This is a genomic window from Thiomicrorhabdus immobilis (assembly GCF_021654855.1).
Lineage (GTDB): Bacteria > Pseudomonadota > Gammaproteobacteria > Thiomicrospirales > Thiomicrospiraceae > Thiomicrorhabdus > Thiomicrorhabdus immobilis.
On record NZ_AP024202.1, the window covers coordinates 2352866 to 2375808 of the forward strand.

At 41.0% G+C, this 22943-nt stretch carries 20 protein-coding genes; 3 read left to right on the top strand and 17 right to left on the bottom strand.

What is annotated here, in order from left to right; translation table 11 throughout:
• The first annotated feature begins 3 nt into the window (after positions 1-3).
• Both L6421_RS10595 and adk read left to right on the top strand, forming a co-directional pair.
• The gene (locus tag L6421_RS10595; RefSeq protein WP_237261763.1) at positions 4-894 is read left to right on the top strand and encodes a fructosamine kinase family protein; all 891 of its coding nucleotides are present in this window, start codon (positions 4-6) and stop codon (positions 892-894) included.
• A 119-nt stretch (positions 895-1013) separates the two neighbouring features.
• Entirely contained in the window at positions 1014-1661 is a 648-nt protein-coding gene (adk, locus tag L6421_RS10600; RefSeq protein ID WP_237261764.1) for an adenylate kinase, read from the top strand.
• An 88-nt stretch (positions 1662-1749) separates the two neighbouring features.
• On the opposite strand, the gene L6421_RS10605 is transcribed toward adk, so the two are convergent.
• The gene (locus L6421_RS10605) at positions 1750-2970 is read right to left on the bottom strand and encodes a multidrug effflux MFS transporter (RefSeq protein WP_237261765.1); all 1221 of its coding nucleotides are present in this window, start codon (positions 2968-2970) and stop codon (positions 1750-1752) included.
• Between the two features lie 191 nt (positions 2971-3161).
• On the opposite strand from L6421_RS10605, the gene L6421_RS10610 reads away from it, so the two are divergent.
• Positions 3162-3965 carry a fatty acid desaturase family protein gene (locus L6421_RS10610; RefSeq protein WP_255695485.1) on the top strand — a complete coding sequence of 268 codons (804 nt, stop codon included), beginning with the start codon at positions 3162-3164 and terminating at the stop codon, positions 3963-3965.
• A 106-nt stretch (positions 3966-4071) separates the two neighbouring features.
• On the opposite strand, the gene L6421_RS10615 is transcribed toward L6421_RS10610, so the two are convergent.
• From L6421_RS10615 to L6421_RS10690, 16 genes are all read right to left on the bottom strand, one after another.
• Positions 4072-4788 (bottom strand): prepilin-type N-terminal cleavage/methylation domain-containing protein, encoded by a 717-nt coding sequence (locus L6421_RS10615; RefSeq protein WP_237261767.1) that lies wholly within the window; start codon positions 4786-4788, stop codon positions 4072-4074.
• A 23-nt stretch (positions 4789-4811) separates the two neighbouring features.
• Positions 4812-6038, bottom strand: a complete 1227-nt coding sequence (locus tag L6421_RS10620; RefSeq protein WP_237261768.1) for a type II secretion system protein — start codon at positions 6036-6038, stop codon at positions 4812-4814.
• A gap of 2 nt (positions 6039-6040) precedes the next feature.
• Positions 6041-7216, bottom strand: a complete 1176-nt coding sequence (locus tag L6421_RS10625) for a type II secretion system protein (RefSeq protein WP_237261769.1) — start codon at positions 7214-7216, stop codon at positions 6041-6043.
• Entirely contained in the window at positions 7213-9453 is a 2241-nt protein-coding gene (locus L6421_RS10630) for a hypothetical protein (protein ID WP_237261770.1), read from the bottom strand. Before L6421_RS10630 ends, L6421_RS10625 begins: the two co-directional genes overlap by 4 nt.
• Positions 9454-9475: 22 nt before the next feature.
• Positions 9476-10714 (bottom strand): type II secretion system F family protein, encoded by a 1239-nt coding sequence (locus L6421_RS10635; RefSeq protein ID WP_237261771.1) that lies wholly within the window; start codon positions 10712-10714, stop codon positions 9476-9478.
• Positions 10711-12393, bottom strand: coding sequence for a GspE/PulE family protein (locus tag L6421_RS10640; RefSeq protein ID WP_237261772.1), 1683 nt, complete (start codon positions 12391-12393; stop codon positions 10711-10713). Before L6421_RS10640 ends, L6421_RS10635 begins: the two co-directional genes overlap by 4 nt.
• A 78-nt stretch (positions 12394-12471) precedes the next feature.
• On the bottom strand, positions 12472-14085 hold the full coding sequence (locus tag L6421_RS10645; protein WP_237261773.1) for an ExeA family protein: 1614 nt from the start codon (positions 14083-14085) through the stop codon (positions 12472-12474).
• On the bottom strand, positions 14075-15361 hold the full coding sequence (locus tag L6421_RS10650; protein ID WP_237261774.1) for a tetratricopeptide repeat protein: 1287 nt from the start codon (positions 15359-15361) through the stop codon (positions 14075-14077). Before L6421_RS10650 ends, L6421_RS10645 begins: the two co-directional genes overlap by 11 nt.
• 6 nt (positions 15362-15367) lie before the next feature.
• Positions 15368-17113 (bottom strand): pilus (MSHA type) biogenesis protein MshL, encoded by a 1746-nt coding sequence (gene mshL / locus L6421_RS10655; protein WP_237261775.1) that lies wholly within the window; start codon positions 17111-17113, stop codon positions 15368-15370.
• 42 nt (positions 17114-17155) lie between these two features.
• A complete protein-coding gene (locus L6421_RS10660) occupies positions 17156-17929 on the bottom strand; it encodes a type II secretion system protein (protein WP_237261776.1) in 774 nt (257 codons plus the stop codon).
• Positions 17922-18605 carry a hypothetical protein gene (locus L6421_RS10665; protein WP_237261777.1) on the bottom strand — a complete coding sequence of 228 codons (684 nt, stop codon included), beginning with the start codon at positions 18603-18605 and terminating at the stop codon, positions 17922-17924. Before L6421_RS10665 ends, L6421_RS10660 begins: the two co-directional genes overlap by 8 nt.
• Positions 18606-18641: 36 nt before the next feature.
• The gene (locus L6421_RS10670) at positions 18642-19160 is read right to left on the bottom strand and encodes a hypothetical protein (protein ID WP_237261778.1); all 519 of its coding nucleotides are present in this window, start codon (positions 19158-19160) and stop codon (positions 18642-18644) included.
• An 8-nt stretch (positions 19161-19168) separates the two neighbouring features.
• Positions 19169-20494 carry a hypothetical protein gene (locus tag L6421_RS10675; RefSeq protein ID WP_237261779.1) on the bottom strand — a complete coding sequence of 442 codons (1326 nt, stop codon included), beginning with the start codon at positions 20492-20494 and terminating at the stop codon, positions 19169-19171.
• Positions 20491-20964, bottom strand: coding sequence for a hypothetical protein (locus L6421_RS10680; RefSeq protein ID WP_237261780.1), 474 nt, complete (start codon positions 20962-20964; stop codon positions 20491-20493). Before L6421_RS10680 ends, L6421_RS10675 begins: the two co-directional genes overlap by 4 nt.
• 51 nt (positions 20965-21015) lie before the next feature.
• Positions 21016-21867, bottom strand: a complete 852-nt coding sequence (locus L6421_RS10685) for a type II secretion system protein (RefSeq protein ID WP_237261781.1) — start codon at positions 21865-21867, stop codon at positions 21016-21018.
• Between the two features lie 10 nt (positions 21868-21877).
• Complete coding sequence (locus L6421_RS10690) at positions 21878-22669, bottom strand: prepilin-type N-terminal cleavage/methylation domain-containing protein (protein WP_237261782.1); 792 nt, start codon at positions 22667-22669, stop codon at positions 21878-21880.
• Between the last annotated feature and the right edge of the window lie 274 nt (positions 22670-22943).

The following is a 22943-nucleotide window of genomic DNA, read 5'->3' on the forward strand; positions in this document are numbered from 1 at the left end:
ATTATGGACTGGTTAAATCTTTCTCAAACCCTAAGCGAGCAACTCAACCAGTCCATACAAATCGCAACCGCTCATCCTGTAAGTGGTGGTGATATTCACCAGGCTTTCCAACTGCACACCAATCAAGGCAACTTGTTCTTAAAGCTTAACCAAGCCCCACTTTTACCACTATTTGAAACCGAAGCCCACAACCTCAATGCCATTCAACAATCCTTTAGCATACGTTGTCCAAAGGTTTTAGGTTATGGCCTGTTTGAAAGCGACCAGGCCTGGTTACTGTTGGAGCATCTTGATTTAACCTCTCAAGGCGATGATTACCAACGTGGTAAAGATTTGGCGCTGATGCACCATCAAATCCATAAAGCGCCACAAGCGTTTGGTTGGTTTGAAGACAACTATATCGGCCATACATCACAACGCAACCAATGGAGCTCTAGCTGGATAGCGTTTTATGGCCAACAACGCCTCAAACCGCAACTTGAACTGGCGCAACTCAGAGGAGCCGGTTCTGCGCTTTTTGAACAAGGCCATAAACTGATTGAAGCCCTGCCTTTTTGGTTCAATCACTATCAACCCGAAGCCTCTTTATTGCATGGCGATTTATGGGGCGGTAACAGCTCTTTTACCGAAGATGGCGATGCGGTTGTCTTTGACCCGGCCTGTTATTACGGTGACCGTGAAACGGATATCGCCATGACAGAGTTATTTGGCGGCTTCAGCTCATCATTTTATTCCGGCTACAATGAGGTCTTTCCACTCGACGAAGGCTATCAACAACGCAAACCGCTATATAACCTCTACCATATCATCAACCACTTCAACCTGTTTGGAGGCCATTATGAACAGCAAGCATTACAGGTCATTACCGCGCTATTAAAGCAAGCCCAAGCTTAAATAAAAGCGACCAGGCCTGGTAATCGACAAAGACTATTCGGTTAAACTTTTATGACATGCTGAAACACCGTATAATACCGCAAATTCATTTTTTAACATTCACAAGCTAGGATTTTCTGATGAAATTCATTCTATTAGGTGCACCAGGTGCCGGTAAAGGAACTCAAGCGCAGTTCTTGACTAAGCAATTCAACATTCCACAAATATCAACTGGCGACATGCTGCGTGCGGCCATCAAAGCGGGAACAGAATTAGGTAAACAGGCTAAGGCGGCGATTGATGCGGGTCAGCTAGTAACGGATGAAATCATCATCGGCATGGTTAAAGAACGCATTGCTGAACCGGATTGTGCCAACGGTTTTTTATTGGATGGTTTCCCACGTACCGTTCCACAAGCGGATGCCGTTGCTGAAGCCGGCGTTGAGATTGATGCGGTGATTGAAATCGATGTGCCTGACGAAGAGATTGTCAACCGAATGTCTGGACGTCGTGCCCACTTAGCTTCTGGCCGTACTTACCATGTTGTGTATAACCCGCCAAAAGTGGAAGGCAAGGATGACGAAACCGGTGAAGACCTAGTACAGCGTGATGATGATAAACCTGAAGTGGTTAAAGATCGTTTGAATGTTTACCATGCTCAAACCGCTCCGTTAATCAACTACTACACAGAAGTAGCGGCTAAAAACCCGGCGTTGAAATACATCAAAGTCGACGGTACCCAGCCAATTGATGCGGTTGAAAAAGCGATTATGGATAACCTTAAATAATCTCATTTAAAGTTCATTCCAGAGAGAAAGCCCGTAATGCCATTGCCGCTTACGGGCTTTTTTAATGGTTCAAATCTGCAATTGAAAACTAATCTTCCAGCTTGTTAGAGACTGTTACCCACAACAACACGGCAATTAACCACAAAACAAACATCGCCAACGCCATTTCAACCAACGACTCATGCACCAACGGCACCACCACAATCGCAATCACGGCGGCCATGCCCATTTGCATCAAACTCTGCAAAGAAGCGGCCATGCCTCGCTTGTGGGGCAGGCAATCCAAGGCCAATATCGACAACACCGGCAAACTCATCGCCATCGCAAAGGCATACAGGCTAATAAACGGGATGATACTCAACACTTGCGGCTCCAATAACACACTACTGACCAAGCCCATTGACGCAGCCAGCCCAGTGACCAAATAGGAGAAGAGGACTATGTGGTTCGGAGCATAACGCCCAGTCATTCTATGCACCACCATTGAGCCTAAAATCATTCCGCCCACCATGGGCACAAACTGCATCCAAAAGTCCTGTGGCCCGAGTTTTAAATGGTCAAACATCAAACTTGCCGATCCGGCGATATAGACAAACATCCCGGCAAACAACAATGCCTGTGCCAATACCACCTTGATGAACAGCGGATGTTTGATCGTCTGCCAATAAGATCGCATCAACGGTTTTGGTGCGATGGACTGTACGTGCTCAGGATGTTGAGTTTCCACGATAAAAAACAGCAAAATCGCTATGGTCAGCAATGCGTAGCCACTTAAAAACCAAAAGATGCTTTCCCAGTCGAATTGCGCCTGCAAATAGCCGCCGACAATCGGCGCTATCGCCGGTGCGATGGCAAACACCATCATCACCAATGCCATGGTTTTTTGCGCCTCTTGCGGAGGGAAGTAATCTCTCACCATCGCCCTGGCCGAAATAATCACCCCTCCGGCCAACACCCCTTGAAACACCCTGAAAATCATAAAGCCGTCGAAACTTGGCGCCAATGCACACCCCATCGAAGCCAATAAAAACCCCAGCAATGAGACTAAAGCGATGTATTTACGTCCAAAGCGATCCGCCAAAGGCCCCCACACCAAAGTGGTAATCGCAAAAGCGGCTAAGTAAGCCCCCATGGAGGTACTCAAAAGCTCTCTAGAAACCCCATAATAGCTTTCAATGGCAGGAAACGATGGAATATAGGTATCAATCGAAAACGGAGCCACCATGCTGGCAAGAGACGCAAAGAATATCAGCCAAAACTTGGACATTTTGCGCTTATCAATCTCAATCGAAGTCTCTTTTACAGCCATCTTAGCAAACCTTTCTTATAAACCATTACTTAGTTACACCTTGTAATCGCATTGAGCCGATTCTACCCCTTTACACCCACAATAGAAACCACCGCCCATACACCCAAACCGATATGACTAATTGATGGATTCAATACTATTGATAGTTTCAATCGGTTAAGATACGCCCTTTTTGAAATTTTGGACTTCCTGTGTTTAAGCATGCCGCTGACCGCCTTCCCGTTATTCTTATATTATTCATATCGTTAATCGATTTTATTTTATTTTTCCAACTGCAGAACCTTTGGATCCTTGTCGCTTACTGGCTGTTGATGGTCATTCCGAAAGGTGTCATTTCGGCATGGAACCATCACCATCAACATAGTCACGTTTTCAAACACTCCGCCCTAAATCGGATTTTAGAGTTCTTCTATGCGTTGCATACCGGCGTGACCACCAATTTATGGGTGCTGCATCATAATCTCGGGCATCACCGAAACTTCATGGACCAAGAAAAAGATGAGAGTCGCTGGAAACGCAAAGACGGTAAAAAGATGGGAATGTTGGAATATACGATAAATGTCACTTTAAGCGCTTACCCAAGAGGGTATCAAGTCGGCAAACACTATCCAAAATTGCAACGCCAGTTTGTGGTGTTTAGCCTCATCACCTTGATGTTGCTCGGTGTCTTGACTTATCTGAATCCGCTCAATGCTCTGTTTCTGTTCATTCTACCGATGATAGGCAGTCTAACTTACACCTCTTGGGCGACCTATGGCCACCACACCGGTTTAGAAAGTGATGACCAGTTCGCCAGCTCACACAACATTACCGATAAATGGTTTAACAGTTTGACAGGCAATCTAGGCTACCATACGGCACACCACTTCAAACAAGGTGTTCATTGGTCAAAACTGCCAGAACTCCATGAGCAGATTAAACACAAGATTCCCACAGAGTGTTTTAGACCCTCGTTTTTTGAGAATATTGGACGTTATCTTCCAATCGGGAAATAACCTAGAAAAATCATAGAGTTCAAAAAGTAAAACCCACCAGGCCTGGTAACTTAATGAAGAATTTGGATAAATATTCAGATTTTAGAGCGTCTCATACAAGATTAAATCAATTATTCATCATGAAATAAGCCGTGACAACGGCGACTTGTGATTCATCTTGATTGGTATTGGACGTTGTACCGTATGCTCTACGATTGTCTATAGACCAATCAGTTGATGCTGTCCCGGTATTGCTTGCAAGAGTACTTTCTCTAAACAATCCAAAACGGGCATCGACTTTACCGTCTACCTGCGAGTCTAAAAAGCGGGCTAAATCCGGGGTCAATGATTTAAGCACCATTACATTTCGTTTTCTCACAACATAACCCGATGTGGCACCAGGTAAGCTCCAGTTAACATTTTGAAAACAAACGGTTGTCTCTTGAGGGTTTCCATTGCTATCTAAATAGACAAACTTATCCTCATTTCCTTCTGAACGTCCTGCTGGCATTCGAATACCCGCTGCATCCATGAAGCCCTGTAAACTCGTGGTACAGATTTCACCAGGTGTGGCATTAGCACCATCAACCTTTAACGTTGGCGCACTTGCCGAATCGCCAATCACAATACCCGTTTTATTGAAGTAATTTTGGTATGCTTGACTCCAAGACTGCATGAAGTTAGAGCTTATTTGCTGATAAACCGCATTTCGCTGTAAATCTGAACCAATCGAAACCGCACCGACAATCAAACCAATCACCACCAGAACCACAGACATCTCTACCAATGTAAAACCTAATTGTTTCACTTGGCTTGCAATGTTTCTATTTTTAAATGATTTCATTAGGATTTCTCTTCATTTTTTGATTATTGTTGATAAACGCCTTTTGCGTCAGCTTGTACTGCATTACTGTAAATAGAAGCATTCAACGTATTTATTTCAGTTAGTTTTGCACTGACTTGATTCACAAGATCATCAGCACCAATTTTATTTGCAGCAGCCATACCTGTAACAATACTTGCCGTAACAACACTCGCCGCAGCGGCGGCCACCGCTGCGACAGATAGCGCGGCTGTCGGTGCAGCTGCACCTGCTGTATTAATAGATTCAGAGGTTGCAATCGGAATCGTTGCTGCTGCTGCTGCTGTACCACTAGCACCGCTTAATATTGCCGCAGCAGCTGCGGCAATATCCGCAGAAGCGACATCTGCAGCTAATTCAGCCTGAACCTTATAATCCGCTAACGCTTGATTCATTATTGCTGAAGCGGTGGCTACATTAGGATGACCATGTCCAACCGCCGATGTTACTGAAACACAACCTAAATCATCCCATAACTGACTAAAAGACTTAACATAAACTCTATCGTCATTATTTAAAGATGCAATATCAGTCGGTTGGTTAAATTGTAGATCTGTTGCTGTAACAGTATTAGATCCATCAAACAAACCATTCAAATTATCTGCATCTTGTAATCCCAAATCATGGATAAGATAGGCAACATGCTTAAAATTAGCCCCTGTTCCAGTATGTAACTTAGTTGTATCATTACTTGTTTTCGTTCCATTTAGCAGAGCATGACACATATCTAGTCCATTTGGATTACCAACATTCAATATGGTTTTTTGTGCTACTGGTCTGATATTGACGGAGTTATCATCTGTAGCTATAAATGCCTCATATCGATCTTTTAATTCTGTAAGCGCTATGTCAGATGACCCGGTTAATGATTTATCAAACACGGCGTAACGTAATGCAATTCCTGCCTGGTTTCTAATTGGCGTCGCTAAACCTAATGTACGATAAGGCAACTCTCCTTTTTCTAAAGTACAGTTTTCAACACCTGTCATATTACTAGCTGGGCAAGGTAAACGCCCTGTAGCAAAGACAAAACCTAGAATGGTTTGTTCCAAGCGTTCTGATTGATTTAGAGATACTTGTTTGGCTGAGCTATCAGATATCTTAGGATAGAGTTCAGCTATAATCGTCACAACAAAACCAATAATCATGACTGCAACAGAAAGTTCAATTAAGCTATAACCCGTTTGTGTTGCTACACCCAATTTATCCATTGATTTTGATTGCATAAACATGATTAAAACCATCCTTTAGCATCAATCGCTTTGGCTTTAGCCAATTTTGCTGCATACAAAGCGTCAATATCTACTTTTTGAGCATCCGCTTCCGTTTTTTGTGCCGCTGCCACATCTCTTGCATCTTTGGCATCAGACAATCCATTTGCCGCATCAATCAATCCTTTTGCGGTTAAAGCACCCGCCGCAACGGCAGGAATAGCAATGGCTGCCACAGCAACACCAAAACTTTCTGCTCCTGCGGCTATGGCAATAACTGTCTGCGCTGCATATATAGCAGCATCAGCTGTCGCTAAAGCCATATTAAATTCGGCCTGGTCTACATTTCCTTCGTGTACATCAAGAGCCAGGGCCCTAAAACTCACGTTATAATCATTAATTCGGGTAATGTCATACATAGCAAAACTGGTTCTAGCCGAACCATTAGCACGCCCAATCAAAGCGGCACACTTTAACTCACCTGCTAACTCGCTAAAGCCTTTGCTTCTAACCGTATCATCATAATTCGCATCAATCACTTTATCAGGCAATTCAAAACCTATATTTCCTATTTGATTGATACCATCAAAAACTGTTCCAGCCTCGTTGGCATTTAAACTCCCTGGCGAGGCCAGAATATATGCTTGGTTGATAGGGCTTGAGCTTGAGCCAACATAAGAAAAAGTATTACTATTCGCGACTTTTATAGCTGTTTTTAACGCCCAACAAAAATCTAATCCATTTGAAATCGTACTACTCTCAGAATTTGGTAATAAAGGACGATAACGATCTTTAAGACTTGCTAAATCCGCATCTAAATTTGCTGTACCATTGGCATTACGATAAACACTGTATGCAATCTTTTGACCAAAGATATTCATTACTGGAGAAGATAGTTTTAGCGTACGATAAGGCAGTGTTCCTGAGTGCACGGTAGAAGTACAATTTTCATTACCATCATTATCAGAATCTGGACAAGGTAGACGATTTTGTGCAATTAAAAACCCCTTAATTGCACCTTCAGCATCGTCTAAAACCTGTTTGTCATTTTCTGAAGTAAACACTTGCTGTAATACAGGAGTTATAGCTGGAATAGCTAAAGACAGCACTCCAATAATTACCAATACTATCGACAATTCTATTAAGCTAAATCCATGATTATTATGATGCCCTAACTTTCGAACTCGAGTATTCTTCATCGTAATACCCCATGTCTATCAGCATCTTTTAGAATGTTTTCACCGCCTTGTAAAAGAGTGATTCCTGAACTTGTTCCTGTAGATGGAGTGGTTGAACAAACAAGAGTTGTCCCATCCCAATAATTACCATCTTGCATACACTGCATACTGTCAATATTATTTTGTAAATCCGTTAAGTTACTTTCTTTTTCAGTTGCGTAATTATCAGCGCTATCTGCCAACGATTGTTTAATCAAAATCGCATCTATATATGATCCCGATATTACTGTAAAAGTATCATTTTCATCCGCCGGAACAAACGCATGGTAATCAATAACATTCCCAGCTGCTGACAGCAAGTCTGGAGTGAAATCACAACCTGGATAATCTTCGCAACGAACCGTTGTTGCTGCAGAAACCAAGTTTCCATCAGTATCTTTAACCTCAGGAATATACACAGGATGATCTAAAGCAGCTTGATATGCCGCACTGTATGCATTATTAGTTGCTGTTTTGGCAGCTTGGTAAAGCAAATTTGCATCATCTGCAGTCGTTTGAGCTGTAGCATAATCCTGACAAGCCGTTGACGACTGATCAGGAGTTCCTCCTGCCGGACAAGAGGGAGGTGGGTCATCTGGAGCCAATCCATCAAAGGCAGATTGAGGAATAACGCATGATGTATTATTACAATCCTCTTCTAAACCCGCTGCTATAGCGGCCTTGTCTCGATAGTCTTGCAATTTTGCATATTCATCATTAACCGCTGTTTTAAAAGCGTTAGACTTGGTTTCTAAGTTATTGACAGCGTCGGTATAATCCTGCTCTGTAGCATAGGTGTTAGGCAAAGCTCCACCATTTCTAGCACTTACCACACTTGCTTCATAATACATATCGGTAAAACGTTGATTAGCTGTATTTAAAGCCGTTGATGCCGCGCTCAGTTTGGTATTTGCATCACTCCTTGCGGCAGACGCTTCATTGATTGCTACCGTTTTTTCTGCATTCAAAGCCGTTATGGTTGCGGAATAGTCAGGATTAGACGTGGTACTTACAACATCATCAGGTACAGCCGCATTGGCTCTAACAGCAATATCAATATATAGACCCGTTGCCACCGCTTGAGAAATACCTGCTGCAGCCCCGGCACCAACCGCTACACCAGCAAGACCAACCCCAATACCAGCCGCTACAACACTTGCCGTATAAACAGGAATGAATGCACAACCAACTAACACAACACAGGACGCAACAGCACCAGATAACAAGCCAGAAGCCACCCCTAAAGTTGCACTTGCATTAGCCAAATCAACTGCCGCTAAAACCACACTATAGGCAATAACCGCGACATTAATACCTGCCATAATGGCGCCTTCAACCGCTGCATCAGCCATATCTTCAGCCTGGTCTTTGACTTCTTTCTCCATTAAGACAGAGTTGGCAACCATATTAAGAGACTGCATCACAACATCACACTGCAATTTTTCTTGTAGCTCTGAAAAAGATCGGTTAATGACGTAATCATCATAAACACTAGATAAGAATGTGCCAGAGCTGTTGAAGGCCGTTGTGGAGCTCGCATTTAGACCATCGTTTAAATCGCCATCATTATCACCATCATATCGCCCACCCATTGAAAGAGCATAAGCTACATTTTTTTGTGAACCAGAAGGCGTTTGTACATATAAACGTGTGTTCGAAAATGCGCTTGTTTCCGCAGCTTTTAAAGCTTGACAAAAATCTAAGCTATTCTGATTGGCGGCATCGGTAAAATTGAATGAGTACCCTCCCGCCATCGTTGGCTGATAACGGTTTTTAAGTGTTGCTAAGTCTGCATCATTTGATAGCAAGCTTATAGCATTGGCATCAGAGGTTGCCACACGATCAATACCACCGTTCTTAACCGCAGTATTATTAGCGTTACGATAAACACCGTATTTGATTGGAGCATCGCCAGCACTAAATCCTGCGCTTGTCATCCCTAATGTTAAATAAGGCAAAGCACCTTTAACGCTGTTTGCAGAGCAATCTTCAACACCATCACCAGTCGTATCTACACAAGGCAATCGACCATTTATGGTAATAAAATCTTGCAGTAATTTATCTGCTTTTTTTAGGGCAAGTTCATTACTTTTGGTTGGAGTTTGCGGAGCAAGAGGTTTAAGCATATAACTGGCTAAACCACCAATTATCATCAACAAAATAGCGACGTGCAATAACCCAAAACCTGTTTGTTTCTTTATGGCTGCTAATCGCTTCATCTCACTACCCTCTCAACCATCTTTACCCATGTACCTGGCTAACTAATTGATAAATTGGCAAGAACAGAGCAACGATAAGAAGTAGGAACAAGCCACCTGCAACCAGCATCACAACGGGTTTAATGATTTCACTGATTGACGCTACGATATGGTCAAATCGTTGACGATATTCTTCGGCGAGATAACCTAACTGTTCATCAACACGCCCAGTTTCTTCTCCTACGCTAATCATTCTGACCACAAATCTTGGATACATCTTTATCTGACGCATTTCAGAACTCAATGAGTTACCGCGGATAACTCCTTCACGCATGGTTTGTATGCTCTTACGATAAACTTCGTTTTCAGTAGAGCGCTCTAAAATATCTAAGCTTTCTACCATACTTAGACCCGAGGAAATCAACAGACTTAAATACTCTGTGATAAACGCTAGGGCAGACGAGTTGACCAGTACTCTACTCACGGGTAACGCCATTAATAATCGATGGAACTGGTAACGCACTCGATAACTATGACGAATAGAGTAGACCGTAACGAAGAGTAGCAGGACTAAAATAACAAACGTCAGTAATAAATTTTGGCCAATATTCTCAGACATCGTCAAAACCATTTTAGTCACCGCTGGCAGTTCTACTCTCATCTGTTTAAACAGGTCACTAATACTCGGGATGACATAACTAATCCAAAATACGGCGGATGCTAAAATCGTGAAGAATACAAAAGTCGGGTAGATCATGGCTCGCTTGCTATCTCGAACAATTTTATCCACTCGTTTAAGGTGCTCTGCGGCATCCATCAATGTTCGATCTAAATTACCTGAACTCTCACCAATTCGGATTAAATGTATGACCGTTTGAGGCACAATATCGGAGTGACGTTCAACCCCTTCACTAAATGACGCGCCTGTTTTCAAACTCTCTAAAATATCTTTTGATACTCTTTGCACAGGAAGCGATGAATCGTCCGAAGCCATATCTTCAATGGCGGTAAACATAGGGATACCACTTCTCAACATCACTGCGATATTTCTAAAGAAATCGGCCACTTCTTCACGTTTTAGTTGTGGTCTGAAAATACGCATAATGAAGTCATACGGCCAATTCAACCAAGACGGAAGCATGATTAATTTAACAATAACCGCATCACCCCAACGCTGCTCTAAATAAAACTGCGCTGATGTTTCATTAGTAAAAGCCAGTTTCTCAACGCCAGTGGCTATCTGCCCTGTGTCTAACAATCTTTGGAAGTAAAAATATCTCATGGCGCAATTCGCTCTAAGCTATTCCCTAATAAACGGGTCACCTCTTCCAAAGTGGTATTACCCTGTAAAACCTGTTGAAGAGCCATTGTTTCAATGGTTTTAAAGTTAGAAGACTCTAACTTTCTCATTAACTCGGTGCGACTGGCATTTGAAGCGATCATCTCTTGCAATTCAGCATCAACATATAAGATTTCATAAAGAGGAATACGGCCAAAATACCCTGTGCCTTTACAGTGTGAACAGCCCTCTCCGCTATAGAGCGTAATTTCTTTAGACTCTTGCGGAAAATAGATTAACTCTTCGTCGCTGGGTTGGTATGTCGTCTTGCAATGTGAACATATTTGACGGGCCAAACGTTGATTGACAACACCGACTAATGAATCTGCAATCATTTGCACAGGGACATCTAGCGCCTGTAAACGAGAAATCACCCCCAATACACTATTGACGTGCAATGTGGATAAAACTAAGTGTCCTGTTTCAGCTGCAGTGATGGCAGCGTGTGCTGTTTCAGCGTCACGAATCTCACCAACCAACATAACATCAGGGTCATGTCTTAAAAATTGGCGTATGGCGTGTGAAAAATCATAACCCGCTTTTCGGTTAACCTGTGTTTGACAGATAGTCGGTAACTTATACTCAATAGGATCTTCCACTGTGAGGATATTTTTACCAACCATACCTTTAGATCGTAGGCCTGCATGTAATGTCGTACTTTTACCCGACCCCGTCGGTCCAGTCATTAGCAAGATGCCATGCGGGTGAACAAACATATTATTCAAAGTAGCTAAATCTTCTTCAAAGAAACCAAGTTCATTTAACCCTTTAACGTGCATTCCACTTGGTAACAGACGCATCACGATGTTTTCACCGTATTCAGAGATTAACGAGGAAACACGTATATCAAAAGGCATGGAAAGAATATTGGTTGAGAAACTTCCATCTTGAGGGCGTAATTGATCAGAAATATCCATATCAGCATGACGTTTTATGGCAGCGACTAAACGTTTTAAAGTTGTAGGAATTGCAAAAACAGGCTGTAGAACACCATCTACACGGAATGAAATATGAATACTTTTTGGCTCGGGTTGGATATGAATGTCCGTGGCACGTTGAAGCACCGCAAGATGTAACAGATAATGAATTAAGTTATCTGGAGAAAGAACTTGATCTTTATCTTTATCAATTTTTGAAACTTCTTTCAAGAAAAGCTTGTCTACTGGATTATCAATAAAGAAATAATTATGACGAATTGCTTGAAGGACTTTACTGAACTCACCCTGTTTGACTTTGCAATTCATCCCTGCGCGCTGAGTAACCGCCTGTTTCACATCATGGATATTGGCATTACCAATTACAACAACAAGTTCATTACCCTCTCTAAACAAGGGTAAGAAACCTCTATTTAAGCAGTACTCTTGGTTAAACATCCGAAGAATATCAGCATTAGGCTTAGAAACTGTATCAACATCGACAAACTCAATACCTGTTTGCGTTGCTAAATGTTTGGCTAAATCATACTCAGAAACAATTCCTAACCTTACCAGCAACTCACCTAAGCGTTCACCTGTAACGGCTTGCTTTTGTAAAGCGAACTCCATCTGATTCTGATTCATTAACTCCGCATTGAGTAATGATTCACCTAATCGAACAACTTGTGTATTCATCTCTTCTGACATAGTGACCAGCTTTATTTTTTGTTTAGCAATAACGTCTACAATCCACACAACTTGAATTGCGCCAACCAAGAAAAACAGCTACATAGCTAATGCACTGTTATCCCGAGTTAAAAAATACAATGTTAACGAATCCGCTTTACCCGTTGGTTCAAGACCTAATGAACGCTGAAAATTTGCAACGGCATACATGGTTTTAGAACCAATAGTTGCATCTTCTTTATCCTTAAAAAAGCCTTGTTCTTTAAGCAAATTTTGCAAAATCGCAACCTGTGAAGATTGCATACCAAAATAGTATTTATCAAAACGCAACTTAGGCTTCCAGAGCATTAACCAATGTTTTTTTTGATTATTAAACACCAGTTTCATTACACTTCTAGATGGTTCAATAAAAGGCTTCTCATTTATTAAAAGCTGCCAGCCCTGTTCAGCAATTTTTCTTTGGAAAACAGGCCAGTTGTTTTGCTCTACAGCCTTCTCTAATTCACCTGAATCATCACTCACACCATACCCATTTAGAAAACGCATTAACTCTGTGTTTTTGGGTTCCAAAACAGGCTCTGTGACTTCCTCTATAACCTGACCTGGTAACTCTTTTAGTGCCACTGTCTCGGTGTGACTAACCTCAACCGTGTCAAGACTTTTATCTCTTACCGTTACTTTTGTGCTGGCAGGTCCTTCAAGTACAAGACTCGCTTGAGATTCTGATACAGCCTGCTGTAAATTCAACTTGCTTATCCAGCTATCTGGTGCAAATTGCCAAACTGCCATTCCTAAAGCCAGTAAGATAGAAAAGCTTGCTAAATAGGCTCTATACCGATAAGTGTTAGCCTGCGCTTGTTGCACATTACGCATAGATTCTGTTTGCTCTATATCGTTATTAGCGAGAGTAATGAGCTTATCGTTCACGACTGTACTTGCATCCACTAACAATGCGTATAAGGCTCTATCCATAATTAAATTAATACGCCTTGGATAGCCTTTACTTAACTTATGGAGTTTTTTCCCCGCTTTTTTTGTTAGATGAATGTCATAGTCGTTGCCAGCCGTAGCAAGTCGAAAATTCACATAATCCAACACTTCTTGTTCCGTAAAAGGTGCTAGCTCAATATGTAGTGCAATTCGACTTTTTAACTGTCTTATTTGCGGCAAATTTAACGTCAACATGATTTCAGGTTGAGCAATCAACAGTATTTGCACTAACTTATGCGTACTTACCTCAAAATTTGAAATAAGGCGAATCATCTCCAAACTTTCCGCACTTAAATTTTGCGCATCATCAATGATAATTAAGCAGTTACGTTGCTGTTCATACTGTCTTAATAAAAAACTATTCAATGCATCTAACTGAGTTTTTACACCACCTTCAACCTTTAGTCCAAAGTCATCATTAATCGCTTTTAATAATTCAATACCCTGTAAAAACGTGTTTAAAACCAATGAAACATCGGTATTTTGTTCTTCCAAATTGTTAATCAAATAACGACTTAATGTACTTTTACCTAGACCGACATCTGCTGTAAAAAGTAAAAAACCTTTACGCACATGAATACAATGCATTAGCTCAAGTACATGTGACTCTAACCGTTGAGAACAAAAGTAGTTACTTGCATCAGGTGTTACAGGGAAAGGGGATTCCGTAAGACCTATACGATCGAACATGCCTTCGTTAGGTATGGCTAAACTAATATCCATATTTAGCGTGAATCATTTTTTTATAGAGCCTTAACTGGCTTGATTCGGGATATAACGAATCTAACCGATTCAATTGTTGCTTAGCAGTTTGTTGATCGCCTAACTCGGCTAGTGCAATAACTAAATTCATATTCGCCTCCATATCTTCAGGCTTTTGACTTAGAAGCTTCTGGTAGCTATTCACAGCTGCTTGATAGCGTTGATTTTTTAATGATGCATAAGCATTCATTCTTTGATAAATAACGCTATCTTTTCCTGATAACCGCTCAAGTTCATTTAAGTTGCTCTGAACCTCTTTATCACTTTTTAGTTGAATAGATTGTTTAATCTCCGCAACCTTTGTTTTTACCGCCATAAAATACTCAACCGAATTCTTAACGGGTGTCTCATTCGACTTAACCACCTCCACTTTAGTTAACGTCACGTCCTCTTTTTTAGGGAGTGGGATTTTTTTAAAAGGGGTTATATGAGACTTATCAACAAGCTTGTTTTCTACCACTTTGGCCGAAATGGGTTTTGGCGTTTTTTCTACTTTTGTGACAACCACCGCTACCTGTTTCACTGGTAGCTTATCGGCTTTCGCAACCGAAATAACGTGCTCTTTTTCTGTTTTTTGAAAAGAGAAATCTCTAACATGATAAGATTCATCACTTTCCACTTTTGGCTGAATGGCCTCTAATTCAGTCGATACTGTCTTTGTATTACTGTTTTTTTCAAACTGGCTATTCACCTCAACCATTAAGTTCGTTGGTTTAGATTCAGTTTTTTTAACAACAGGGCTTTGGTTAACACCTTTATCAACCGTAGCCATTGAAGCCTGTAAAGCGTGTGGTTCAATATTTTGATGTTTTGTATCATCTAAAACATCAACCGCAACAACGTCAGTTCTCGCTTCATCTTCATTGCTTATTTCTGCTACAAGAATTGAATCAGGCTCACGAACCTCTATGCTTTCATCCACTCTAGCGACAATTTTATTAATACTAGAATCATGAATGACGTCCTTCTTTATTTCACCCTGGCTCTCGACCAAATTAACTCGTTTATCTTGAAACGGTAACCGCTCCTCTTCTTTAGCTTGATAGCCCCAGTACTTTTGCAAAATAAATAAACCGATAATACAAGCTAGCGTTACCCCTAACACCACCAACCCAAAAGAGGTCTTTGAAAAAGCTTCCTCTTCCCTAGTTCGCATTCGCTGACTAATTGGATTAATTTTTTGTTGCGAGTCAGCTTTTTTCTCATGTTGTTTTAAGGAGTTATAAATTAAGCTCATAATCCTCTAAAGAATTGTTACACGTAAAACCATAACCAACTCTCTAGTCTCCTTGTCATGCAGACGGTTACCACCGAATAACGCGCCAATACCTGGAATTTCATTCAATCCTGGAACCCCTTCGCCTGAGTCAGTTGCCACTTCATCCATTAAACCACCTAAAATAACCGTGTCACCATCTTTAAGACTGAGAGAAGTAGTTAACCCTTTGAAATCAATGACGGGTAACGTAATTTTGGTACCGTTACCTACATCCACCAAAGCCATACTTGCTTTATCCACATTCGACTGCATAGGGTGAATGGTTAGACTAATTTTCCCATCAGAATCAATAAATGGCTCAAACCCTAATATAATCCCATCAAATACAGAGCTTGTTGATACATCGCTGGTTGTGGTTAAAGAACCGCCCACGTTATTCACTGTAGAGGTACTTTCAGAAATATATTGAGAGTTACGCCCTACACTAATAAAGGCTGGACGAGCATTTTTAGCGCGAATACTAGGGTTGGAGAGCACTCTAAGTGAACCAAATTGCTGTAAAGCTTGTAAGGCTACAGAGAAGGTATTGGCTGAATGTACCAACTTTAAGTTCGTTGCACCATCTACACCATAAGAATTTGCCGGAATAGTAATAGAACGAACCTGATTACCTGTACCAATCAAAGTATTGGTTACACTGCCCAAATCGACTGAACCCGCACCATAATTATAGGCGATATCTTCACCAAGCTTATTCCAGTCAACACCATACTGGTTTCCGTCCCCTAAACGAACATCAAGTAATTGCGCTTCAATGAGCACCTGTCTTGATAGTACTGATTTGTATTGTGTAATCAGCTGATCCACCGCTTCGACTTGTGAAGGTCTAGCTTTAAGATAAAGCGTGCCTGTCATCTCATTGAGAGAATAAATTGGCTGAAAACCTTTTGGTTTCTCTTTAATAGGAGAGGGCAAACGCCCCATCATATTTGGTATTTGAGTATTCACACCAGGAATCGTATTTTCTTGCTCACTGACTTTTTTACGACCCAAAATATCTTCTAAAGTTTCACTTAATTGAGTATAAGGATTGCTTTGCGTGGCTCCCGTTCCTTTAAACGCTAAAGAGCCTGTCATTGGCTTATTACCCCCATTACTACCGCTACCGCCATTTGAATTGGAATTTGCACCAAAGACATCTCCACCCATACTGTAATCAATTGTGGTAGAGGTCTGTAAAAAGTTAAGTTCATACACTTTTTCACGATAAGGTCTAACAATCAAAACATTACCCTTAACCTGACCATCAAAGTCTAATAGTTCCATTACTTGATTGAAAACCAAGCTAGCCGGTACATTTTTGAGATGCATACTTATTTTGCGTTTCAGCTCAGATAGCTGGGGATCCATTAATAAACTCATGCCCGCTTGATCAGAAATGGCGTGCAATACTGACTGTACATCCCCATTATTAACATTCACACTAATTTGCACAGCATCTAACGGATTGAAGACAGGTTCAACCACAACCACTTCAGGTTCTACTTTAGGTATTTTTTGAATCTCCTTATAAAGCGATTGGCTTTCATCCATAAACTTTTTAGACTCTTGATCAATACGAGTCGTCATCAATTTATGAGATTGATTATCCACTTCCTTCATATTATCAATATTGTTTTGGGAGACGTGCGCCGTTGAGCAACCCGCCAATAATGCACCACTTATAGCAAGTGATACGATTTGAACATAAGTATGATTTTTAGTACGCATCTTATAACCCATTTTTTTGATAATTCTTCATTCAAAATCCGTTTAAAGCAAGCCTATTAATTCACTAAAGGCCAAACCTGAAACCCTATCTACATAATTCGCATCTTGTCTTCTCGTCGGTGAAGCAAAGCAAAGCGAACCGGAGCCATCATGCTTCAAAAAAGCATTTACCCCATCAAAAGGGTTCCCATCCCCATCTGCATCTTCAACACTAGATGAAGCTAACCAAAAAGCGCCATTAGCCACTCTGTTCGTTAAGCAATCTTCACTACCAGATGTATTATTATCGCCTGTTATAAAAGGCTGATTAGCATTGGTGGCGAGTAAACTTGCATTCGATAACGCTTTTTTTAAATCATCAAGATTTTGATAATTAGCATCACCTAAACTGTCTCCAGTTCGTTCTGTCAAAACGGTCAGTTCTGCATCATTGACTGTATCTCTAAAAACCCCATAAATGAGGTTTTGATAGCCAATATCTACATCAGAAATCTGACTACTTACTGGCAGCCCAACAGTATAAAAAGGTAGCTGTCCTGTTTTATAACCACCTGAACAATCTTCAAAACCATCTCCATTTACATCTGGGCATGGAAGGCGAAAATTTCCTTGTGCAAAAAAAACTACGGCCTCTTGTGCTTGTAATAGCACTTTATTAACTAACGTCTGATTTCTATAGGTATTTACAGAGTTATAAACTTGCATTGTTGCCATCGATATAACCCCGATAACAACAAGTGCAATTGATAATTCGATTAAAGAAAATCCTTTCAATTCTTTGTATAGACTATCAACCTCTGCATCCTGACTATTCATGTTTTATGATAATTCCCTGTTGAAGATCCTGAAGGGTTTTAACCTCATCTTTTAACTTCTCGTTTTTATCTTCTCCAGGCAGTAAACCTTTGTTCTGAGATGTTTCTATGATTTTGTTAGATTGTGCAATTATTTTTCTCAATTGCGGTATATTCACCCCACCAACAACACCATTCTCATCACCCATTTCTTGGAGCTCTACAAGTAATGCATCTAGTTTGTTAAAGTCCACACTTTGAGGGTCACCTAGGGCAATTTTTTTCAACTCATCACGAATAACATTTAACTTTAGACGTTTTTGCTCTTCAGGTGAAAGCGCATCCTTTGTGTCTTTTTCACTTGACGATGACTGAACACCTAAATCTACAAAAGGACCTCCAACTCCATTCTCTTGCGTACCTTTTGGTATATCATTACCTTCTGTTAACCCTGCGCCATCATCATTAAAGCCACGGCCACTAGGTGTCTGACCATCTGGGCTACCAGGCATGTTTGGAAACCCTGAATCCTGCTGACTTTTTTCATGTATATTTGAATACTCAGGACTTTCAACAGAATGGTTCTCAACACTTATTTCAGGTTGATTTGCAGGAATTAAATGGTTAACCATCCAGTAAGCAATACCTACAATCAAAACAAAACCCAAAACAATATAGACAACCTGTTTCACTTTCATTAACCCTGCTTTAGCTTTCTATTTACAACAATTCAACTAAGAACGAATCTTGAATGTCTCTATTTTTTTGCCACGCTTTACTTCAACATAACTATCTTCAATAGAAACGACCTTTCCACCATCTGGCAAAACATCACCCACTCTGGAAAAATGATCATCGATTACGGCATAACGGTTATTAGGTGCAATAAAAATCATTGAAACGGCATAATCTTTGTAACGCTTAACAACAACCCGCGTATATGGAGTATAACGCTGTGAAGGCAAAGTCACCGTCGGCTTGTTAATTACAGGCGCGGTTGGTGCCAAAGCTATTAAGTTTGTATTTATGTTTGCAGCGGACTGATAAGCTGCAATAGCCTCAACTTGTTGATTCACTAGTGAAGCCTTCGCTTTTTGTGAAGTTTGCACCAATGTTTTAGACTTCAATTCTTGTAACTCTACCAGTGAAGAGTCTGAATTAGATGGAATATACTGTTTACTCCCAACTTCATCCCACGATAGATAGACCGAAACAGCGATAATCAATAATAAAACTAAACCACTATATTTCATTTAGACACCTATTCCTTATTTCCAGGAATGAGTATTAACTGGAACCCATTATTTCCATTTTTAGCAATAAATCCTTTGTCTTCAATTTGGTAGCCTTTTTCAACTAAACGGTCAATAAACATTCGAACCTGTCTAGAGGCAAAATCTAGGTCTTGGTCCACAAATCCTTGAACTACCATGCCGAACCCTTCATCCTCTTCTGAACTGTGGAGTTGAATGTTGTTGATATGAATAAATTTATTTACGCTCGCTTGCAAATCTGCAACGATTTGTGGAATAGAGTTAGATTCAGTAATAGAGTACAACTCTTCAATGAAGTCGACCTTGTTTGCTTCAAGGATTGTAGCGGTTTGATTATTTTGGGCTACCAGCTGCTTGGCGTTTGTTAACTTAGCTTCAAACTGACTTGATTCCATTAACTCATCTGTAGACGCCATATACTCTTCAGCAGATTTTTGCCAGTTCAAACCGGCCAGAAAAGCTCCTGCGCTGACTGCTAGTACTAACCCCGCCACCCAAGGTAATGCGCGTTCAAACTGAAACAGAGGTTTACTGGTTTCAGCTTTAATGGCATCACAAGTTGAAAGCGCTTGAAATAATGCATCAACATTACTCGCACAATCAGTTTTGTTTACCGATATATCTTGCTTTGTCGCGACAGAAATAGCTCTTCCAGACAGGCTTTCAAACCGTTCTGCTAATTCACCCGATGAATTATCAGCACACCATGAGAACCATTTAATACCATCTAACTGAACTTCTTGTTCTGACTCAACTTGGTTTAGCTCTGTTGCCAAATAACTAAGAGCACTCTCCCAGTCTTGACCACCATAAGATGCACTAGAGACTCTAATACTATGCAAAGGAAAACCAGAACCGACAACCAACACATCTAGCACACCGCCATGCTGGACAACCACCGTCGAAACACCTTTGCCAGCGACTTTCAACATGACGCTCCACAAAGGGACATAGAGACAATGATCATTGTCTTTTTTAATGGCATTTAGATAAGCCGCATATTCATTTATAGGCAAGGCTGCATAAAATACATTTTGCGCAGACGCAGCTTTTTTAGTTTGTAAAACCAATACCTCACTAGCCCCCTCCATATCACCGCGACTTCTGAGATGTTTTTCAATAATCGCTGATGCATAGGAACTGCCTTGATGAACAGTTTCAATCCCCGTTAAAGCATGATTGAAATCGGATAAAACCACTTTTGGACCAGAAACTGTTTCCAAAGAATCAATTAAAATCGCTTTTTTACCTTCTAATAACCAATTCTGATTATCAAGATGCAATATTCGCTTAAAACCTAAAGGGATACTCATAACGGTCTCCGAATCATATATTCACCTTCAAGCAATAAATTAAGTTGGTTTGAGCTTTTAGCCGTCCAATGAAAAAGGTCATCTTTTTCACTCATGGTTTTCAATGCAAACTGTTTAGGCTTGAACCATTGGGCTTCTTTATTTGAAATTCCTTTCAAAAACCCAGAAACATCTTGCCTTGAAATAATGCTATTTTTTACGATGACACTCTTACTACTCCAGTCCTCTTTTTTTAGGGCGTTTTTGGACACCCCTGACTGGATAGAAAGCAATGTATTTTGATAATTTTGAAACTCAGGTAATTGCTGCTCAAGTTCAGAAATCATTCTGACCTTTCGCTCTGCAGCCAAATATTGTTGCTGAGAACTCTGAAGCTTTTGCCACTGCTGAACTGAATATGAAACTGAAACCACCAAAAACACAGCGGCTAGAGCACTCAATCCCAACATGATTATTCTAAGAAATGGCATAACAACTCCTTCCAAATAGCTCGCTATTTATTTATCAATCTAAGCAAGAACCTATTGATCCATTTGCCAATGTGCCGTTAACAACACAACACGGTTTTCGTCTTGATTATCACCATCACCTTGCGCAGTAGCGGTCGCTTCTTCACCCACTTTGTAAGTACTGTTAGCACGCCACTCTACACCTGGTTGTTGACTGGTATTTGTCCCACCAGTATTCAAAGCCGCATCTTGTTGGCGAAAACGTCCTTCGATTGCATCAGGCTTACCATCAATCATGGTATCTAAAGTTCGTGCCAAATCTGGTGTAACACCACGTAAAACTAGCACATTACCTGCACCACTATTCGTGCCATTGGGGTTCCATTGAAAACAAACTTGCAACTCTACAGGATTGCCATTGGTATCCAAATATAGATAGCGATCCTCTTGCCCTTCTGCACGCCCAGGAGGCATTTTCAAACCTGCACGATCAAATAATGCGTGCAAGTCCTGCTGAGCAATGCCAGCATCACCTGTACCCACCGTATTAGCTGCATAACCTTGACCATGGCAAATTTTTAAACCTGTACCAGTGAAATTCTCAGCAACCCCCGCATTAGCGCCAGTCACATTGCCAGAGGCACCACCCGTTGTCCCTCCACCAATATTCGCTTCTAAGCCATTTACCATATAGGTTGGTGCTACTTGACTATCACCCACGACAACACCAATACGATTGTAATACTGGTCATAAGCCGTTTTCCACGCGGCTAAAAACTTTTGGTAGATTTTTTGATTTTCGGCGTCACGCTGCAAATCTTTACCAATGGAAACCGCGCCTAAAATCACCCCAATAATGGCCAATACAATCGCCATTTCAACCAGGGTAAACCCTTTTAATTTAGCTATTTTCTGCATAGACATGATGGCTCTCCTATTGATTCATTTTATAGACGGCGACCAAGGTGATTACCTGATCTTCATCTTGGTTATCAGTCACATCGGTTGCACTGGCTGTTGCTGCGGTTTGATCTTGAGCGTTATTTCCTACCCATTCAATACCTGCTACACCGCCTGTTGAATTGGCAACACCTTGCTGTCTAAAATTACCTTCACGGGCATCAGCTTTGCCATCAATCATTTGATCTAAAGTTCTTGCTAAATCCGGTGTCAAGCCTGCCAACACCATGACATTACCAGAACCTTCTGCTGTTCCAGGTCTATTCCATTGAAAACAAACTTGAACTTCTTGAGGGTTACCATTGCTATCTAGATATAGATATCTGTCTTCTAAACCTTCGGCACGACCTGGTGGCATACGAATACCTAAACGGTCAAAAAACGCGTGCAAATCAACGTCTGCGTCGGCTCTAGTCATTTTAGGTGCTTTTACACCCTGGCAAATCGCATTTGGTTCTGTAGCAGCCGTCATATCCCCTCCTGACACAGGAGCTCCTGCAGCAGCGGCGTAATCCTCGCCATTTACCATAAATCTTGGCTGTGACTGACTGTCACCAACAACCACTCCCGCTCTTTTGTAATAAGCGTTGTAGGACTGCACCCATTGATCAACAAATTTTTGTTTGATTTTGCTGTATTCAGCATCTCGCTGCAGATCTTTACCGATAGACACTGCCCCTAAGATTAAACCGATAATAACCAATACAATCGACATCTCAACCAAAGTAAAACCACCTTGCGATTTTTTATATGCTTGATGCTTCACGACGCTCTCCCAATCGTTAACTAAACTCATTTCAGATAGAATATAAACTTCAAATACGGTTCTTTGTTATTTAAAAATTGAGTTGCATTCGCTAGAAAATTCAAAGCTACCAGACCTGATAGCTCTAAAAACCCAACATCTTCACTTATAAAAACCGTTTATCATCCAAGTATGGTTGTTATTAATAACAATTACTAACGTCAAGTTACGACAATATACGACACAAACCGACATTTATTATTCCTAAGGAAGCCACATGGCGCTTAAATGAGAT

Coding starts and splice junctions, on each gene's coding strand:
- L6421_RS10650 (WP_237261774.1), bottom strand. CDS start 15,361: ATGAGCTTAATTTATAACTCCTTAAAACAACATGAGAAAAAAGCTGAC.
- adk (WP_237261764.1), top strand. CDS start 1,014: ATGAAATTCATTCTATTAGGTGCACCAGGTGCCGGTAAAGGAACTCAA.
- L6421_RS10640 (WP_237261772.1), bottom strand. CDS start 12,393: ATGTCAGAAGAGATGAATACACAAGTTGTTCGATTAGGTGAATCATTA.
- L6421_RS10660 (WP_237261776.1), bottom strand. CDS start 17,929: ATGAATAGTCAGGATGCAGAGGTTGATAGTCTATACAAAGAATTGAAA.
- L6421_RS10675 (WP_237261779.1), bottom strand. CDS start 20,494: ATGAGTATCCCTTTAGGTTTTAAGCGAATATTGCATCTTGATAATCAG.
- L6421_RS10685 (WP_237261781.1), bottom strand. CDS start 21,867: ATGTCTATGCAGAAAATAGCTAAATTAAAAGGGTTTACCCTGGTTGAA.
- L6421_RS10670 (WP_237261778.1), bottom strand. CDS start 19,160: ATGAAATATAGTGGTTTAGTTTTATTATTGATTATCGCTGTTTCGGTC.
- L6421_RS10680 (WP_237261780.1), bottom strand. CDS start 20,964: ATGCCATTTCTTAGAATAATCATGTTGGGATTGAGTGCTCTAGCCGCT.
- L6421_RS10615 (WP_237261767.1), bottom strand. CDS start 4,788: ATGAAATCATTTAAAAATAGAAACATTGCAAGCCAAGTGAAACAATTA.
- mshL (WP_237261775.1), bottom strand. CDS start 17,113: ATGCGTACTAAAAATCATACTTATGTTCAAATCGTATCACTTGCTATA.
- L6421_RS10630 (WP_237261770.1), bottom strand. CDS start 9,453: ATGAAGCGATTAGCAGCCATAAAGAAACAAACAGGTTTTGGGTTATTG.
- L6421_RS10620 (WP_237261768.1), bottom strand. CDS start 6,038: ATGTTTATGCAATCAAAATCAATGGATAAATTGGGTGTAGCAACACAA.
- L6421_RS10665 (WP_237261777.1), bottom strand. CDS start 18,605: ATGAAAGTGAAACAGGTTGTCTATATTGTTTTGGGTTTTGTTTTGATT.
- L6421_RS10595 (WP_237261763.1), top strand. CDS start 4: ATGGACTGGTTAAATCTTTCTCAAACCCTAAGCGAGCAACTCAACCAG.
- L6421_RS10625 (WP_237261769.1), bottom strand. CDS start 7,216: ATGAAGAATACTCGAGTTCGAAAGTTAGGGCATCATAATAATCATGGA.
- L6421_RS10605 (WP_237261765.1), bottom strand. CDS start 2,970: ATGGCTGTAAAAGAGACTTCGATTGAGATTGATAAGCGCAAAATGTCC.
- L6421_RS10645 (WP_237261773.1), bottom strand. CDS start 14,085: ATGGATATTAGTTTAGCCATACCTAACGAAGGCATGTTCGATCGTATA.
- L6421_RS10635 (WP_237261771.1), bottom strand. CDS start 10,714: ATGAGATATTTTTACTTCCAAAGATTGTTAGACACAGGGCAGATAGCC.